This window comes from Martinezella sp. CNPSo 3959, assembly GCF_057784355.1.
The window spans coordinates 50,906-64,683 of sequence record NZ_JBXSOV010000013.1 but is presented as its reverse complement, the minus strand read 5'-3'; the positions used below and the strand labels follow the sequence as shown (position 1 = coordinate 64,683).

The 13,778-nt window shown below is 60.7% G+C and carries 12 protein-coding genes; 4 read left to right on the top strand and 8 right to left on the bottom strand.

All coding sequences use genetic code 11. The features are described from left to right. Nucleotides 1-91: 91 nt before the first annotated feature. Both AC13RE_RS22825 and hutC read right to left on the bottom strand, forming a co-directional pair. Nucleotides 92-1,033, bottom strand: a complete 942-nt coding sequence (locus AC13RE_RS22825) for a LysR family transcriptional regulator (RefSeq protein WP_488564618.1) — start codon at nucleotides 1,031-1,033, stop codon at nucleotides 92-94. Beyond that, nucleotides 1,030-1,773: a histidine utilization transcriptional repressor HutC gene (gene hutC / locus AC13RE_RS22820; RefSeq protein WP_488564617.1), complete on the bottom strand. Its 744-nt coding sequence runs from the start codon at nucleotides 1,771-1,773 to the stop codon at nucleotides 1,030-1,032. Before hutC ends, AC13RE_RS22825 begins: the two co-directional genes overlap by 4 nt. 230 nt (nucleotides 1,774-2,003) lie before the next feature. On the opposite strand from hutC, the gene AC13RE_RS22815 reads away from it, so the two are divergent. The 4 genes from AC13RE_RS22815 (at nucleotide 2,004) to AC13RE_RS22800 (ending at nucleotide 5,023) form a co-directional block, all read left to right on the top strand. Further along, a complete protein-coding gene (locus tag AC13RE_RS22815; protein WP_112335940.1) occupies nucleotides 2,004-2,831 on the top strand; it encodes a transporter substrate-binding domain-containing protein in 828 nt (275 codons plus the stop codon). Between the two features lie 97 nt (nucleotides 2,832-2,928). After that, nucleotides 2,929-3,570 carry an amino acid ABC transporter permease gene (locus AC13RE_RS22810; RefSeq protein WP_488484027.1) on the top strand — a complete coding sequence of 214 codons (642 nt, stop codon included), beginning with the start codon at nucleotides 2,929-2,931 and terminating at the stop codon, nucleotides 3,568-3,570. Further along, a complete protein-coding gene (locus AC13RE_RS22805) occupies nucleotides 3,567-4,235 on the top strand; it encodes an amino acid ABC transporter permease (RefSeq protein ID WP_132719122.1) in 669 nt (222 codons plus the stop codon). The genes AC13RE_RS22810 and AC13RE_RS22805 overlap by 4 nt, the downstream gene beginning before the upstream one ends. Further along, nucleotides 4,232-5,023, top strand: a complete 792-nt coding sequence (locus AC13RE_RS22800) for an amino acid ABC transporter ATP-binding protein (RefSeq protein ID WP_112335937.1) — start codon at nucleotides 4,232-4,234, stop codon at nucleotides 5,021-5,023. The genes AC13RE_RS22805 and AC13RE_RS22800 overlap by 4 nt, the downstream gene beginning before the upstream one ends. 235 nt (nucleotides 5,024-5,258) lie before the next feature. Here the strand turns inward: AC13RE_RS22800 and atzF are convergent, their stop codons facing one another. From atzF to AC13RE_RS22770, 6 genes are read right to left on the bottom strand one after another with little or no spacing between them, the layout of a single operon-like run. Then, a complete protein-coding gene (atzF, locus tag AC13RE_RS22795) occupies nucleotides 5,259-7,070 on the bottom strand; it encodes an allophanate hydrolase (RefSeq protein WP_488564616.1) in 1,812 nt (603 codons plus the stop codon). Beyond that, complete coding sequence (gene uca, locus AC13RE_RS22790) at nucleotides 7,070-10,606, bottom strand: urea carboxylase (protein WP_488564615.1); 3,537 nt, start codon at nucleotides 10,604-10,606, stop codon at nucleotides 7,070-7,072. The genes atzF and uca overlap by 1 nt, the downstream gene beginning before the upstream one ends. A gap of 1 nt (nucleotide 10,607) precedes the next feature. Then, nucleotides 10,608-11,258, bottom strand: coding sequence for an urea amidolyase associated protein UAAP2 (locus tag AC13RE_RS22785; protein WP_112335934.1), 651 nt, complete (start codon nucleotides 11,256-11,258; stop codon nucleotides 10,608-10,610). A gap of 16 nt (nucleotides 11,259-11,274) precedes the next feature. Next, entirely contained in the window at nucleotides 11,275-12,093 is an 819-nt protein-coding gene (locus AC13RE_RS22780; protein WP_488564614.1) for an urea amidolyase associated protein UAAP1, read from the bottom strand. 2 nt (nucleotides 12,094-12,095) lie between these two features. Next, on the bottom strand, nucleotides 12,096-12,917 hold the full coding sequence (locus AC13RE_RS22775) for an ABC transporter ATP-binding protein (RefSeq protein WP_488564613.1): 822 nt from the start codon (nucleotides 12,915-12,917) through the stop codon (nucleotides 12,096-12,098). Continuing rightward, complete coding sequence (locus AC13RE_RS22770) at nucleotides 12,914-13,732, bottom strand: ABC transporter permease (protein WP_112608577.1); 819 nt, start codon at nucleotides 13,730-13,732, stop codon at nucleotides 12,914-12,916. Before AC13RE_RS22770 ends, AC13RE_RS22775 begins: the two co-directional genes overlap by 4 nt. Nucleotides 13,733-13,778: the final 46 nt, after the last annotated feature.

Below are 13,778 nucleotides of genomic sequence, written 5' to 3'. Positions count from 1 at the left end.
GGTCTCGCATTCCTTTGAAGGCGAATGCGCAAATTATCGCCAGGCGCAAAATTTCATCAATATCGTGCAGCTGAGTTCCGTTTTAGTTTTTCTAAAATATTGGTGCGGGCGCCGATACCAGACCCTGCTGGCGGGAAATGGCGACGAGCCAATCGCGGAATTGGCGCCCGTGCGGTTTTTCCAGGGCGGCCCTGTCCCAGGCGAGAAAGTAGCTTTCGCGCAGGGGAATACGTATGTCGACGGGAATGACAAGCGTTTGCGCCTCGAGCTCATCTGCGATCATCGACATCTGCGCGAGAACGACGCCGCGCTTGTTGACGGCGGCATCAATTGCGCTACTCGACAGAGTGAAGGAAAGGCCGGCGGCGGTTTCCTCGAGCGTCGCCCCCGTCTTCGCGGCGAATTCAAGCCAGCTTGGATAGGGCGTGAAATGCCGCTCCCATTCGACATGCAAGAGCGGATATTGAAGAAGTTGTGCTGCGGAAGGCGCCTTGCCCTTGATCAGGGCCGGCGAGCAGACGGGAACCACCCAATCGCGGAACAGCTCGGTATAATGTTCATGCTGCAGTACGTCCGAGCCGTAGCTGATACGGAAATCGATGTCGTCGAAGCCCATGCGCGGTTCCTTGTCGCGACCGACGATCCTGACATGCGCGTTTGGATGCAGGGCCTGCCAGTCGAAGATCCGGCGCCCGATCCATTTGTTGACGACGGAAGATAGCGCGCTGAGAACCAGGGCATTCTCGTTGCGAGCCCGTTCCAGGATCTGTTCCGCGGCTGCGAATTGTTCGAAACCTTTCGATATTTCAAGATGATAGAGCCGCCCCCATTGGGTGAGCTCCACCGTTCGACCATTGCGTTCGAGCAAGGTGACGCCGAGAAAGCTTTCGATCTTGCGGATCTGCTGACTGATCGCTCCGGGCGAAACCTTCAGCTCCAAGGCTGCGGCGCTCACGCTGCCGCAACGGCCGACGGCCTCAAAGGCTTGCAAGCCCTTGAGCGGAACTGCCCTGTTAATCCGTTTTTCGTTCAAGAAGTGCTTCCTTGCGGTGGTTGATCGATGACGCCTCTTTCATTGGGATGAAAGTCGCCGGCGAACTGGAAACGATCGCCGGGATGGATGAATTCGACATAGGTGACCGTGCGGCTGCTCTGCCATGTCTGACGGATGAGCGTCAGGCAGGCTTCGCCGCGTTCGGTCTCAAGCAGGCGTGCCGTCGCGGCATCGGCCGAGACGGCTCGAATGACATGCCGGGCCTTCGACCAGGGCACCCTGTCCAGCAACCATTTGCCTGGTGGTACCGACGCGAAACTCTCGGCTCTTGCTGATGGCACCAGGTCCAGCATGATGATACGCCGCTCCAGCGCATTCGCCTTGCCGTCGACTGCATGCAGGCAATGGAGCCGCAGGATTTCCGCCCCCATGGTTTCGCCGAGCCGCATCGCCGTGGCAGAATCGAGCCTTTCGACTTTCCGCATCAGCATCGTGTGGCTATGTTCATGTCCCGCCAACTCCGCTTCTGTGGAAATGTCCTGGATGTCCATGACCGTGCGGTCGATTTGCCGCGAAGCGACAAAGGAGCCGAGCTTGCGACGACGTATGATCATGCCACGCTCAGCCAGGGTCGAAAGCGCCTTGTTCACGGTCATCCGGGAGCATCGATACTCTTTCAGCAGCTCATGTTCGACAGGTATTCGGTACCCCGGCGGCCAGATGCCGCTCACGATCCTGCTTTCGATATCCTTCAGAATTTTCTGATGAATTGGGACCAACGCTCGCCTTGCTCCGGCAATGAATTCAATGTCCGTGAAAACCGCTTTTGCCAGATCCATCGGGCATCATACGGCATAATTCTTGCGTTCGTTATGTTTTGTATTTGACAGTGTAGGCGAGGCTGTATCTATTTGTATAGACAAAAAAGGTCATAGAAATCGGCCTGACGGGACAATGCTTGGGGAACCTGAACCTTCCGAAGGAAGGGTACAAAACTGGAGAGAAAGACATGACGAAGAATTCGCTTCTGAAGGGGTTGGTTGGCGCCGCACTTTTGTTTGGCGCGACGATTTCGGCCCATGCGGCTGATACGCTTGCCGCGGTCAAGGCCGCCGGCACCCTGAAGGTCGGCACTGAGACGGCCTTCGCCCCGTTCGATTTCATCGATGCAGGCAAGCATGTCGGCTTGAACGTCGACCTCTTCGATGAGATCGGCAAGGAGTTGGGCGTGAAGATCGAATGGGTCACGCTCCCATGGGACGGCGTGTTCCCGGCGCTTGAAGCTGGAAAATTCGATGTCGTTGCCGGCCCGGCGACGATCACCAAGAAGCGCATGGAGCGCTATCGCTTTACCCCGCCTTTGGCCGAAGCAACCATCGCGATCCTGAAAAAGGCCGGTGACAAGACGATCAGCAAGCCGGAAGACATCGCCGGCAAGAAGATCGGCGTCGGCAAGGCGACGGCGCAGCTCGATCAGCTCAAGGAGTTTTCTGACACCCTGCCGACCAAGGCCGATATCCGCGAATATCCGGCCTTTACGGAATCTTACGCCGACCTCGCAGCCGGCCGTATCGCCGGCGTTGCCAACTCGTTGCCGAATATTGCGTTCGTCGCCAAACAGCGCGAAGGCACGTTCGAAGTCGTGCTGCCGCCCTTCGGCAAGAAGTCCTATTTCGGCTTCATCGGGTTGAAGGACGCCGATCATGCACCGTTGATGGACGCTATCGACGCAGCCATGCTGAAGATCAAGGCTGACGGCCGCATGGCGACGCTGCAGAAGAAGTGGTTCGGCGCAAGCTTCGATACGCCTGATGCCGTCAAGGACCCGGCATTCTGATCAGCCCTCGGAAACCGGCCGTGCCCACTTTGTTGTCGGGCACGGCTGACGACCGAGATCCCAGCTTCCTGGTCACCACACGGGCGAACACTCAACAATGTCCATCGAGCTCTTTGGATTGCTTGTGCAGGCATCCATCTACACGGTGACGATCAGCTTTGTGTCGATCTTTATCGGTTTTGCAATTGCGATCCTGATTTCGGGCATGTTGCTGACGGGGCGTAGCCTTTTCGTGCGACCTGCCCAGTTTTTCATCAGCTTTTTTCGCGGCGTGCCGCTGCTGGTGCAGTTGCTGCTGATCTACAATCTGCTCCCGGCTGTCGGCCTCAACGTGCCGAGCATCGTTGCCGCCGTCATCGGCCTGTCGCTCTGCACGGCTGCCTACCAGGCAGAGAACCTGCGCGGTGGCTTTGCCAGCGTGCCTGTCGGCCTTGTGGAGTCGGCGGAGATGGTTGGCCTGACGCCGCGCCAGATCTTCCGCCGCATCAAAGTTCCCATTGCACTGCGCCTGACATTTCCGGCTCTTGTCAACGAGGCGATTCTCATTCTGAAGGCATCGTCGCTGGTCTCTGTTGTCGGTATCGTCGAACTGACCCGTATGGCCCAGGATCTTGCCGGTAGCACCTTCCTGCCACTGCAGATCTTCGCCTCGGCAGGCCTCATCTATCTCGTGATCAACTGGGTGGTGGCGCTTGCCGGCGGCTTGATCGAAAGCAGATTGCCCGGAGTGCCGCGATGACCTTCGACATCAACGTCCTGATCGGGCAGTGGCCCGCCATCCTCAGCGGCGCCGGCGTAACGATTATGATCTGGATTATAGGCACCATTGCCGCGGCCGTTATCGGTTTCCTGATGGCGGTTGCCCGGCAATATGGCGGCCTGGTGGTCGACAAGGTGCTGGGTGCCATCGTGGCGGTGCTGCGCGGCACGCCGTTTCTTATCCAGATCTTCCTCGTCTATTATGGCGGCCCTTTCGTCGGCCTCGAGCTCGATCCAGTGCCTGCCGGACTGATCGGCATTTCGATCTATGGCGCAGCGTATTTCAGCGAAATCTTTCGTTCCGGATTTCGGGCCGTGCCGAAAGGCCATATCGAAGCTGGCGAATGCGTCGGCTTGACGCGCGGGCAGATCATCAGGCGCATTCTCCTGCCGGAGATGACGATGTTGGTGCTGCCGCCTTGCGTGAACATGACCGTCATCCTGATGAAGGAGACGGCAGTCCTCTCTATCATCACCGTGCCGGAATTGACGGCGACGCTGAGCGCGATCGGGTCGCAGCAATATGCCTTCGTCGAGGCGCTTTCGGCCCTGGCGCTCTTTTACTGGGTGCTGGTCGAAGTCACCGGCTGGCTTGGCAACCTTGCCGAAACGAAACTTTCCAGATTCAGGTTTTTCAACGCATGAGCGTCCCCGCTATAGAAGTCAGGAATCTCGTCAAGACGTTCGGAGAGACCACCGTCCTTCACGGCATCGATCTTGCCATCGAGCCGGGGCAGGTCTCCTGCCTCATCGGTCCATCCGGTTCCGGCAAGAGCACGCTCTTGCGATGCATGGCTTTTCTTGAAGAGGCAACGCGCGGGACGATCTCCATCAATGGCGAGGTCCTTGGCTTTGCCGAGGATTCTCAAGGGCGCCGTGAGCGTATCTCGGCAGCCACCAATCGCTCGATCCGCGCCCAGATCGGCATGGTTTTCCAGCAGTTCAATCTTTGGCCGCATATGACGGCGCTCGGCAATGTCAGCGAGGCATTGAAGACGGTTCACAAGATGAGCCGAAAGCAGGCTGAGGATGCGGCCATGGTGCAACTCGTCAAGGTCGGGCTCGAGGCGAGGGCGGGGCATTATCCCTCGCAGCTTTCCGGCGGGCAGCAGCAGCGCGTTGCGATCGCCCGCGCTTTGGCTTTGAAGCCGAAGATCATGCTGTTTGATGAGCCGACATCATCGCTCGATCCGGAACTGACCGGCGAGGTCTTGAACGTCATGCGCGACCTGGCAGCCGAAGGCATGACGATGGTTGTCGTTTCGCACGAAATCGGTTTCGCTGCGACCGTCGGCCAGCAGATCATCTTTCTCGATCACGGCAAGGTGCTGTTTAGCGGGCCGCCCCAAGAAGTGTTCAAGAAGCCGAGAAATCCTCGTCTCGAGCAATTCCTCGACACCTATCTCGACCGTGGTGCATCGATGTTGCTCTGATGCTGATGTGGTGACCGGAGTGAGTGCAATCATCCCGTATGACGGCACTCACTCGTCGGCGTTTTCCCTTCGGGATCGGTGAACCCGCCCAGTACAAAGTATTTTATCGGTCTCCGGGACTGCTTTGCTGCGAGCGAGGCAGCTCATGGCTGCCAATTGCCTGGGTTCTCGCGATCAGGCCATGAAGGACGATCTGCAATGCCTGCAGGAGAATCTTTCTCATCTCCTATCTCCTTTAAGCCGTGGCATTCGCGTCGCGAATGAAATTTCGCCAGCCGCCAAACCCGGTGATATCCCTGGCACCGGCTGTGGCATGGGCTTCACAGAGGAATCCGGAAACATGGCTGCCGTCCTCAAGCTGGATCTTGCCGATCCCCAGCGGGGCGGGAATATTCTGGACGAAGTGGGCAAATGCGGCCGGCGGTAACGCCCATACCTCGACTTCGATACCCTTGCCGGCAAAGTTCGGATCGCGCACCAAACCCGGCTTAGGTGGTATCGTCCCCGGCAGGGCGAAAAGTCGGTAACTGCCGTCCGTTCGACCCGTCTTCATTCTGTATCCGCCTTTTCCGGTAAGCTCGTGGTTGAGCGGCATACCGGTCAGATGCGCGCCGACAACGACGATCGGAACGACGTCAGCGGCTTCGGGTGTCACGCGGCTTCTGTCCGGCAGTGCCGCCATGCGATCCCTACCCATTCCGCTATTTACCGCTCGATGCATGGCATCGGCAAAAGGCGCCAAAGCATCGTCGGTAAAGGCCGGCCCGACGAGCATCACACCGGCTGGGAGATGGCCGTCGCCGTCGAAGCCCGCGGGTATGGCGATCGCTGCGCAATCAAGCAGATTGGCGAAATTGGTATAACGGCCGAAATGGCTGTTCCTGACGATCGGATCGGCCTGCATTTCCTCGACGGTATAGGTCGTGGGCGATGTCGGCAGCATCAGGAAATCGACCTTCTCCCATTCCGCCTTCGTCTTTTGCCGCAATGCTTCCAGCTTGTACTTGCCCTCGAAGGCGGCGACCGCGTCGTAGCCTTTCGCGCCCTCGATGATGGTTCTGACCGTCGGATCGAAATCGTCGGCATTGCTTGCGAGGAAATCCTTGACCGCCGCCAGGCGCTCGGCAACCCAGGGGCCGCTGTAGAGCAGTTCGGCGGCCTGCCGGAAAGGGGTGTAGTCGAAAGGCACGATCTCCGCGCCGAGCGATCTCGCCCTGTCGATTGCGGCATCGTAGAGGGCTTCGACATCCGTGTTGCCGTAGAATTCGCGCTCGGCTCCCGCGAGCACGCCGACGCGAGGGCGTGCTGATGGCAGGGTCGTTGGTGTTGCCTCCCGCGAGAACGGATCTCGTGCGTCATAGCCTTCCATGATCCGGCGAACGGCGATGCCATCACCGACGGTTGCGGCGAACACTGTGACGACATCGACGCTGCGGCAAGCCGGCACCACGCCGACATTGGGAACGAGGCCCGGCGTCGGCTTTATGCCCACGAGATTATTGAAAGCAGCCGGCACCCGGCCGGAGCCTGCAGTATCGGTTCCGAGCGAGAAGCTCGCGAGACCAGCAGCGACCGCTACAGCGGAGCCGGAGCTGGAGCCGCCGGAGACATAGGCGCGATCGAAAACGGAGCGGGGTGCGCCATGGGGCGAGCGTGTGCCGTTGAGGCCGGTTGCGAACTGGTCGAGGTTGGTCTTGCCGATGACGATTGCGCCGGCGGCCCTCAGACGCGCTATCACCGCCGCGTCCTCCTCAGGATGATAGGCAAAGGCTGGGCAGGCGGCCGTCGTTGGCAGGCCTGCGACATCGATATTGTCCTTGACCGCAAAAGGTATGCCCCAGAGCGGCAGGCTGTTTGGCTCAGGTGCCGTCGCCAGCAATTCCGTCGCTGCAGCTCGCAACGCCTCTGGAGGTGTCGGCGTGATGAAGATTGCGGGATCATCTGACGCCCCGCATCGGGCGATAATCTCCTCCACGAGGTCGAGCGGCGATAGACCTGCTCCATAAGCCTCTTTCAACGAGGTTAGGTCGAGAATAGTAGGCAGCATCAGATTTCCTCCAGAATGACAAGCACGTCGCCGGCCTTGACGTTGCGCCCAGGTGCTGCGCGCAGATCGCGGACGCGTCCCGCAGCGTGGGCGGTGACGTTGATTTCCATTTTCATCGACTCGATGATGGCCAAAGTATCGCCGGCTGCGACCGGCTGGCCTTCCTCGACAAGTATCTTCCAAACATTGCCGGGCACCGCGCTTTCGATGCCGAAGCAACCTTCCGGTATATCTCCGGCAAGGCCAGGGCCGGCACCTTCGTCGACCGAGAAGCTGTCGAGTCCTAGCTCCTTCCAGCGTTGCCGTTCGGCCTCGAAGGCTGCCTGCTGCCTGGACTTGAAAGCACCGATCGCCGCAGCCTCGCGTGCGAGGTCCGCCTCATAAGCAGCGTAGGAGAATTCCGTCTCCTCGATCCTGATCGGATAGCCACCGTGCGGGAAGGCCGCACGCGCCTCATTCAGTTCCTCATGCGTGACGGGGAAGAAGCGGATCTGGTCGAAGAAGTTGAGAAGCCATGGCTTGTCCTTGGCAAAGACCGGCGTTTGCCGCCAGCTGTTCCAGACCTGGATCGTGCGGCCGAAGAGCTGGTAGCCGCCCGGTCCCTCCATGCCATAGATGCACATATAGGCACCGCCGATGCCGACGGCGTTTTCCGGTGTCCATGTCCGCGCCGGATTGTATTTCGTCGTCACCAGCCGATGGCGTGGATCGACCGGCGTGGCAACCGGTGCACCGAGATAGACATCGCCAAGACCGAGCACGAGATAGCTGGCATCAAAGACGATGTCGCGCACCGCCTGCTCATCGGGCAGGCCGTTGATGCGGCGGATGAACTCGATGTTGGAAGGGCACCATGGCGCATTCGGGCGCACGAGCTCCTGATACTTACGCATAGCAAGCTCGGCCTGCGGATCGTTCCAGGAAAGCGGCAGATGCACGATCCGACTTGGGACTTTTACCTCCTGCGCCGGCGGCAGTTTTGCCTCGATCTCGGTCAAAAGGCCAACGAGGCGTTTCCGCGTCAGCGTCGTACCGTCATAATGGATCTGCAGCGAACGGATGCCGGGCGTCAGGTCGATGATCCCAGGCAGTCGTGCCTCGACGACTGCCTGCATCAGCAGATGCACGCGCAAACGCAGGGCGATATCAAGTGTCATCGGCCCGTATTCGATAAGCAGGTTGTCATCACCCTGCCGGCGATAGACGACAGGCACGGGCCCATCCTGGCTTCGGCCGACGATCGCCGATCCGGTTTCCTCGGGTGCACGGCGAACTGTCGGACCGGCGATAGCGTCCTGACTGCGCGCCACCGGGTGAAAACGGATTTTGTCGCCCGGCTTGAACTGGCCCATCTTCCATTGCTCGTCGCGCGCAATGACGGCCGGGCAGACGAAGCCGCCAAGGCTCGGTCCATCGGGACCAAGAATGATTGGCATGTCGCCGGTGAAGTCGATCGCGCCGATCGCATACGCATTGTCGTGAAGATTGGAGGGGTGAAGACCAGCCTCGCCGCCGTCGCTGCGTGCCCATTTGGGGGTAGGGCCGATCAGGCGCACGCCGGTGCGGGCGCTGTTGAAGTGCACCTCATAATCCGTCGAAAACAGGGTCTCGATATCGTCGTCCAGAAAGAAGTCCGGCGCGCCATGCGGCCCGTAGACAACGCCGACCTCCCAGGCGCGCGTGAGGGCTGCCGGCATGTCCGCCGGCTTGGCCTGAGGCTGCCGTGTCCGTGCCAGTCGCAGCACATGGCCGGTCTGGAGAGTACCGGTCGCATGGCCTCCGAACTGGCCGAGGCCGAAGGTTGCCCTGGAGCCGAGCATGAGCGGCGCGGCAAAGCCGCCCGCAACGGCGAGATAGGAGCGCTGGCCCGGGCCTTCTATGGCGCCGATGGCAAGCGTCTGCCCTGCTTTTGCGATGACGGCCTCATCATGAGGTAATGGAACGCCATCGAGGCTCATCGGCATATGAGCGCCCGCAAGCGCGATCGTCACGTCGGAGAAGATCTTGAGCACCGGGCCCGAGACGGTCAGCTCCAGAGCCGCGGTCTCATCGGCATTGCCGACCAGCCTGTTTGCCTGGCGGAACGAGCGCTCGTCCATCGGCCCGCTCGGTGGCACGCCGACATGCCAGAGCCCCAGCCTGCCGGGAAGCTCCTGAATGCTCGATTGCGCGCCGGGCGCCACCACCTCGATGACGTCGGGCACGAAGGGAAAATCCTTCAGCGCCGTCGTTGCCACCTTGCCGCTGGCGAGCAGTTCCGATCCTGCGATCGCCTTCAGATAATCGAGATTGGTTTCGATGCCGGAGATGGAGCTTTGCGAAAGTGCGGTTTTGAGTTTCTCGATCGCGGCCGGTCGATCTTCGGCCGCAACGATCACCTTGGCAAGCATCGGGTCGTAATAGGGAGTGACCTCCGTACCCGTCTCGATCCAGCCGTCGACGCGCGTGCCCTCCGGAAAAGTAACTTCGGTCAAAAGGCCGGCGCTTGGCCTGAAGCCCGCATGCGGCATCTCGGCATAGATGCGCGCCTCGATCGCCGCGCCCCTCGGAGCAAGTCGATCGTTGCCTGTGATCACCTCTTCGCCGGCCGCCTGGCGGATCATCCACTCGACGAGATCGATGCCGTAGACGGCCTCGGTGACCGGATGTTCGACCTGAAGCCTCGTATTGACCTCGAGAAAGTAGAATTCCTCGCGTGCGGGGTCATAAATGAATTCGACCGTGCCGGCGGACTGATAGTGGGCGGAGGTGCCGAGTGCCACCGCCGCTGCATGGAGATTTTTGCGCACCGAAGGCGAAAGATCGGGCGCGGGCGTCTCTTCGATCACCTTCTGATTCCGGCGCTGCAACGAGCAATCGCGCTCGCCAAGCGCGATCACACCGCCTTTGCCGTCGCCGAAGATCTGTACCTCGACATGCCGAGCCTTGGAAACGAAGCGCTCCAGATAGACACGGGCATCATCAAAGCTTGCTTTTGCCGTGCGTTGCACGCTGTCGAAGGCGGTCTTCAGGCTCATGGCATCGTCGCAGAGCTGCATGCCGATGCCGCCGCCGCCGGCCGTAGACTTCAGCATAATCGGATAGCCAATCTCCGCCGCGGCAGCGAGCGCCGCTTCGCTGGTTTCGACGAGGTCGCTACCCGGAAGCAGCGGCACCCCGCTTGTGCGCGCCAATTCGCGCGCCGTGTGCTTGAGCCCGAAGGCGGCGATATTGTCCGGCGTCGGCCCGATGAAGACGATGCCTTCCTTTGCCAGCCGTTCGGCAAAACCGATGTTTTCCGACAGAAATCCATAGCCGGGATGCACCGCCTCGGCGCCGGTTGCCTTGCAGGCGGCAATGACGGCGTCGATATTGAGATAGCTTTCCAAGGCCGGCGCCGGGCCGAGCCTGACGGCTTCGTCGGCCATCAGGGATGCCTTTGAGAAACGGTCTGCATCGGAATAGACGGCGACGGAGGCAATGCCCATGCGCCGCAGCGTCCCGATGATCCGGACGGCGATCTCGCCGCGATTGGCAATCAATATTTTCTTGAACATCTCAGGCCTCACCGTCCCATACGAGGACCCGGATCGGCGTCGGGTCGAAGCCGTTGCAGGGATTGTTGATCTGCGGGCAATTCGAGATGACGAGGAGCACATCCATCTCGGCCTTGAGCTCGACATAGTCGCCAGGAGCGGAGATGCCGTCGACGATCGTCATCTCACCTGATGGTTCGATCGGCACGTTCATGAAGAAATTGATGTTGGGCACGACGTCGCGCTTGCCCATGCCGTGCTTTGAGACTTCCAGCACGAAATTGTCTCGGCAGGCGTGAAGATATTTCGTGCCATGGCCGAAGCGAACGGTATTGCTCTCGCAGGAGCAGGCGCCCGCCGATGTGTCATGACGGCCGCAGCTGTCGGCAGTCATCGTCAGCATGACGCGCCCCTCGTTGGAGATGATCCGGGTGCCCGTGGTGATATAGGCGGCGCCCTGTTCGCGCATCGTGTCCTGGTTGGAGTAGCGCTCGGAATAATCCCCGGCATTGTAGAACAGCGTGTCGATCGCCTGCTGGCCGTAGCTGTCCTCGATGCGCAGCGTCTGGCCCTTGCGCACGATGGTCGAGAAGGGAGCCTCGGCGGCGATGAAATGATCCTGCACCGCCTTGTCGAGCGTGCGGGAAGGCGCGGTCTGGATGAAATCGCTCATGATCGTTTCTCCCGGCTCAAAGATTGGCGAAGGCGTTGTTTTCAAAGCCGCGCACGGCTTCGGCGGTAGCTGTCCGGCACAGATCGTCTTCAGCGATCGGCTGGGCGGCAATGCGGGTCACCGTCACTGGTTTCGGCGCGTAATGCGGGTTTGGATCGAGCGGATGAGGGCAGTTGGAAAAGCCGACGATCATGTCCATTTCGGCGCGAAGATGGATATAGTCGCCATCGTGCAGTAGTTCCGGCTTCCACGCGAACTTGCCGTCCGCATCGACCCGGACGGGCGCGAAAAGCGTGAAGGCGGCGGGAATATCGCGCCGATCCAGGCCTGCTTTCGTTGCGAGCAGGATGAAGTTATCGCGGCTGTTGCGCAGACCTTGGCCATATTTTGCCTCGTTGGAGGCGGCGGTGGAGCCTCCCATCAGGCAATCATGGGCGCCGGACGAATCTTCCGTCACCGAGAACATGACGCGGCCCATGTCGGAAAAGATCACGCGGCCCTTCGACAGCGCCGTCGTCCATTGCACCTTGACCGTATCGACAAGGTTCAGCCGCTCGCTCGGATCCGCCGCGTTCCAGGCAATCAGCGATATGGCGGAAAAGCCCTGCTCCTGCGCAATGCGCAGCGTCTCGCCCGTCTTGACACGCGTCGACCAGTACCAGCCCCCGGGCAACGTCTCGCGGTGGAGGACAAGGGCCGGGTCGATGGGCGGGGCGGGAAGCGGGCTTGGCGCCGGCAATGCCTTTGGCGCGAATTCCAGCCCCTTCCTTTGATGGTTTTCATACCGCGCTCGATTGGTGGCGATTTCTTCCGGCGAACGTCTGAGGTGCTGCATGGCTAAATATCTCCCGATGGTGCCAGGTCGTCCGGGCGGTGCCCCAGGGAAGAGACCGGGCCGTCCCGGTCGGGGCCAAAGATCGAGGCTGCGCCGGCAATGCGCGGCGGCCAAATGGAAATGTCCTTGGTAATGGTCGCGCCATAGCGCTCCTTCTCCTCCGGCCGGTCGCGGCGGCGCTCGAAGGCGACGACGCGGGTCGCAAGCGTGAAGGCCTCGCGCATGTCATGGGTCACCATGACCACGGTCATCTGCGTCTCGTGCCAGAGGCGCTTCATCAGCGTATGGATTTCGGCACGGATGCCCGGATCGAGCGCACCGAAGGGTTCGTCGAGCAGCAGCACTTTCGGCCGCATGATGAGCGCCTGGGCAAGCGCCAGGCGCTGCTGCATGCCGCCGGAAAGCTGGGCCGGATATTTGTTCTCGGCGCCGGCAAGACCGACTTCCGCAAGAAGCCCGCGCGCCTCCTCAATGGCGTTCCGGCGTGCCGAGCCGAACAACCTCGCCTTGTAGCGCGAAGCGGCGAGCTCCTTGCCGAGCAGCACGTTGCCGAGTGCTGTCAGATGCGGAAAGACCGAATAGCGCTGGAAGACCACGCCGCGATCGGCGCCGGGTTCCGCAGGCAGGACCGCGCCATCAAGCAAGATCGTCCCGCGTGTCGGCTGCTCTTGCCCCAAAAGCATGCGCAGGAAGGTGGACTTGCCGCAGCCGGAGGGCCCGACGAGCGCGACGAAGGCACGCGAGTCGACCGTCAGCGAGACATCCTCGAGCACGATCTGGTCGCCATATTCCTTCCAGACTTTTTCGATTTTGAGTTCGCTCATGCCTGCTTCTCCAGTTCGGACCAGGGGAAGACGGCGATGCGGATGCGATCGAGCAGGTAGTTCATGAGCACGGCAAGCAGCGTGATCCAGACGACATAAGGAAAGATCACGTCCATTGAGAGGTAGCGGCGAACGAGGAAGATGCGGTAGCCGAGGCCAGAATCGGATGAGATCGCTTCGGCGGCGATGAGGAACAGCCAGGCCGGGCCGAGCTGAAGTCTGAGGCAGGTTATCAGCCGCGGGAGGATCTGCGGCAGCACGACACGAAGGGCGATCTGCCAGGATGAGCCGCCAAGCGTCTCGGCCTTGACGATCTGTTCGCGCGGCAGTTCCAGCGCCTTCAGGGCCAGATCCCGGACCATCGTCGGTGCGACTCCGATGACGATCAGGGCGATTTTGGAGGTTTCCCCAAGGCCCATGACGATGAAGAGGATGGGCAGCAATGCCAGCGGCGGGACCATGGAAATGACGGCGACGAAAGGCGAAAGAAGCGCTCTTAAATAGGGCAGCATGCCGATCAGCATGCCCAGGCAAAGCGCGATCGCAGTGGAGATGCCAAGGCCGGAAAGCAGCCGGACGAGGCTTGCCCCGGTATCGGACCACAGAAGGTAATCTCCCGTGCGCGGATCGGCGATGAAGGCCATGCGGTTGATGGCGTCGGCAAAGCCGGCGAAATTCGGAAGCAGCTTGTCATTGGCGTTTTCGGCAAGCCTTGAGGCAGAGCCGATCGCATAGGCAATGATGAGCAGCGCAAACGGCAAAAGCGTCAAGGCAAGCTGCGCACCGGGACTTGGCTTGGTATTGATCCAGCGCATGAAAGGCTCCGCGGAAAGGCTGGCGGCGCTGGCGCGCCGCCGTTCA

What these genes read in the sequence shown, in the direction of transcription:
- AC13RE_RS22815 (WP_112335940.1), top strand. Translation starts at nt 2,004, where the DNA reads ATGACGAAGAATTCGCTTCTGAAGGGGTTGGTTGGCGCCGCACTTTTG.
- AC13RE_RS22810 (WP_488484027.1), top strand. Translation starts at nt 2,929, where the DNA reads ATGTCCATCGAGCTCTTTGGATTGCTTGTGCAGGCATCCATCTACACG.
- AC13RE_RS22805 (WP_132719122.1), top strand. Translation starts at nt 3,567, where the DNA reads ATGACCTTCGACATCAACGTCCTGATCGGGCAGTGGCCCGCCATCCTC.
- AC13RE_RS22800 (WP_112335937.1), top strand. Translation starts at nt 4,232, where the DNA reads ATGAGCGTCCCCGCTATAGAAGTCAGGAATCTCGTCAAGACGTTCGGA.
- atzF (WP_488564616.1), bottom strand. Translation starts at nt 7,070, where the DNA reads ATGCTGCCTACTATTCTCGACCTAACCTCGTTGAAAGAGGCTTATGGA.
- uca (WP_488564615.1), bottom strand. Translation starts at nt 10,606, where the DNA reads ATGTTCAAGAAAATATTGATTGCCAATCGCGGCGAGATCGCCGTCCGG.
- AC13RE_RS22785 (WP_112335934.1), bottom strand. Translation starts at nt 11,258, where the DNA reads ATGAGCGATTTCATCCAGACCGCGCCTTCCCGCACGCTCGACAAGGCG.
- AC13RE_RS22780 (WP_488564614.1), bottom strand. Translation starts at nt 12,093, where the DNA reads ATGCAGCACCTCAGACGTTCGCCGGAAGAAATCGCCACCAATCGAGCG.
- AC13RE_RS22775 (WP_488564613.1), bottom strand. Translation starts at nt 12,917, where the DNA reads ATGAGCGAACTCAAAATCGAAAAAGTCTGGAAGGAATATGGCGACCAG.
- AC13RE_RS22770 (WP_112608577.1), bottom strand. Translation starts at nt 13,732, where the DNA reads ATGCGCTGGATCAATACCAAGCCAAGTCCCGGTGCGCAGCTTGCCTTG.